This window comes from Acidovorax cavernicola, from assembly GCF_003581445.1.
On record NZ_QXMN01000165.1, the window covers coordinates 1 to 1,996 of the forward strand.

Consider the following 1,996-nt stretch of genomic DNA (forward strand, 5'->3'; position numbering starts at 1 on the left):
GCGCTGCGCGGCATCGCCGGCGGCACGCTGCTGGGCTGGGGGGCGATGACCGGGCTGGGCTGCACCATAGGCACGCTGCTGTCCGGCGGCATGGCCGGAGCGCTGAGCGCCTGGGTGTTCGGCGCGGCCATGCTCGCCGCGCTCTGGCTGGGCTTTCGCTGCCAGGCCTGGCAGACGGCGCGCAGCGCCGCCTGAACGGCGTCTTATTCGGTGCGCGCCACGCGCCAGATCACGTTGCCGACGTCATCGGCGACCAGCAGCGCGCCCCGGGCATCGAGCGCCACGCCCACGGGGCGGCCATGGGCCTTGCCTTCCTGGTTCAGGAACCCGCCGAGGAATTGCACCGGCGGACCCGACGGGCGCCCCGCGGCGAACGGCACGAAGACGACGTTGTAGCCCGTCAATTCCTTGCGGTTCCACGAGCCGTGCTGGCCGATGAAGGCGCCGCTGGCGTAGGGCGCAGGCATGCGCGCATCCGAAAAGGCCAGGCCCAGGGGCGCGACATGCGAACCCAGACCGAAATCCGGCGCGATCGCCTTGGCGACCATGTCCGGCTTGGCCGGCTTGACGCGCTCGTCCACGTTCTGGCCCCAGTAGCTCCAGGGCCAGCCATAGAAAGCGCCGTCCCTGACCGAAGTCAGGTAGTCGGGAACGAGGTCGTTGCCGAGTTCGTCGCGCTCGTTGACGACGGTCCACAGCGTCTTCGATTCGGGCTCCCAGCCCAGCCCGTTGGGGTTGCGCAGACCGGTCGCGAACAGCCGCTTCGCGCCCGTGGCCAGGTCCACCTCCCAGATCGCGGCCCGGCCCTCCTCCGACGCCATGCCGTTGTCGCCGATATTGCTGTTCGAGCCCACAGTCGCATAGAGCTTGCTGCCGTCGGCGCTGGCGAGGATGTTCTTGGTCCAGTGGTGGTTCGCGCCCGCGGGCAGGTCGGTGACCTTGACGGGGGTCGCGACAATCGCCGTCTGCCCGGTTGTGTACGCCACCTTGACGATGGCGTCGGCATTGGCGATGTACAGCTGATTGCCGACCAGCGCCATGCCAAAGGGCGAAACCAGGTTCTGCAGGAAGATCGTGCGCGTCTCGGCCACGCCGTCGCCATCCGCATCGCGCAGCAGCGTGATGCGGTTCGCACTGGGCGTTCCCGCCCCCGCGCGCTTCATCACCATCCCCATGACCTTGCCGCGCAGCCCGTCGGCATGCACGTTCCTCGCGCCTTCGGCGGGCGCGGGTTTGTTGCTTTCAGCGACCAGGACATCGCCGTTCGGCAGCACATGGACCCAGCGCGGATGATCCAGCCCGGCGGCCAGCGCCGTGACCTTGAAGCCTTTGGGCGCCTGCGGCAGCGCGCCTGCGGGCCAGCCCAGCGCGGGCGCGATATTGACCGTGGGCAACAGGCCACTGCGCTTGGGCGCCGGAAGCTCCGGGTTCGCCCCCAGGCCTGCACCTTGCTGGGCCGAGGGGCCCGCCATGCAGCCGGCCAGGGCCAGCACGCCGAGCCAGCACATGCAATGGGAGTGGATGGGCTTTTTCATGCGCCCAGTATCGGCGGACGGTTTCGCGCACGCCTGTAGGCCGACGCCGCAAGCGTCAACCGCCCATCCACGCGGGCAGCCAGCGCACCAGCGCCATGCCGGCCAGTGCCTGGGCGACCGTGCCGTGCCACATCAACGCCGTGTTGTCGAGCGTCGCGCGCGCATTGCCGCGCAGCCGGCCGGCCCACGAACGCGCCAGCACATAACTGCCCATGACCAGCAGCACCAGCGCGTGAAAGCATTGCCAGGCGACGAGCGCGGCCACGGTAGCGCTCCAGGCATCGGCGCGCGGCGCCAGGCCGATTTGCAGGTACACGCCCAGATCGAGCGCGAGCGCGCCTATCGCCGCGCCCATCGCCAGCAGCACGGCCAGGCGCAGCCGGCCCTGGCGCCCGCGGTCCAGGCACCGTTGGGCCCAGACCATCAGCGCCGATGCGGCCAGCAGCAGGCCGGCGGCCAGC

The 1,996-nt window shown here is 70.4% G+C and carries 2 protein-coding genes and 1 pseudogene; 1 reads left to right on the forward strand and 2 read right to left on the reverse strand.

Going from position 1 to position 1,996, the window contains the following annotated elements:
* Positions 1–195 (forward strand): YeeE/YedE thiosulfate transporter family protein (locus D3H34_RS32070; RefSeq protein WP_167481319.1); only part of this gene is annotated, 195 nt, incomplete at its 5' end.
* 8 nt (positions 196–203) lie between these two features.
* Here the strand turns inward: D3H34_RS32070 and D3H34_RS32075 are convergent.
* Positions 204–1,535, reverse strand: coding sequence for a PQQ-dependent sugar dehydrogenase (locus tag D3H34_RS32075; RefSeq protein WP_119558809.1), 1,332 nt, complete (start codon positions 1,533–1,535; stop codon positions 204–206).
* Positions 1,536–1,590: 55 nt separating this feature from the next.
* Positions 1,591–1,996 (reverse strand): annotated as a pseudogene (locus D3H34_RS34400) (cytochrome ubiquinol oxidase subunit I); the annotation flags it as partial.

Coding starts and splice junctions, on each gene's coding strand:
- D3H34_RS32075 (WP_119558809.1), bottom strand. CDS start 1,535: ATGAAAAAGCCCATCCACTCCCATTGCATGTGCTGGCTCGGCGTGCTG.